The organism is Alkalibacterium sp. s-m-28, from assembly GCF_054658175.1.
On record NZ_BAAGIQ010000295.1, the window covers coordinates 1 to 388 of the forward strand.

A 388-nucleotide genomic window follows, 5' to 3' on the forward strand; every position below is an offset into this window, starting at 1 on the left:
TGTTTTCCATTAAAATGAGACATCCTGATCTTCCATAAATCCATTGGATTCAAAAGACGACGGAACTCTCTCTTCCTGCTGTATGGCTGTTTCAATTAATTGCTTGGTCTGTGAATAGGAAAACAAATACGCTTCCTCGCTGGAAATTTTATACGCCTGAACGAGTTGTTGGATATAAAGTTTCAATGTGGGAGAATACGTTTGTTCAAAATAACAGGTTTCGATCTCTTGCCATATTTCCTGCTCTTCCATTAGACACGCTCCTTATACCGATCAAAATAAGATTTCGGCCGTTGCCGATTCAATTAAAGACAGGGTGATTTGAACCTGTTGCTGTTTTACACCTATTTCTAAAACCTTTGTTGTTAAAAGATCCAACCGCCTTAAA

Annotated in this window: 1 protein-coding gene; it reads right to left on the reverse strand. The window is 38.1% G+C overall.

Features of this window, described 5'->3' with window-relative positions:
- Positions 1 to 9: 9 nt before the first annotated feature.
- Positions 10 to 252 carry a hypothetical protein gene (locus tag ACYQ4S_RS12395; RefSeq protein WP_161879797.1) on the reverse strand — a complete coding sequence of 81 codons (243 nt, stop codon included), beginning with the start codon at positions 250 to 252 and terminating at the stop codon, positions 10 to 12.
- Between the last annotated feature and the right edge of the window lie 136 nt (positions 253 to 388).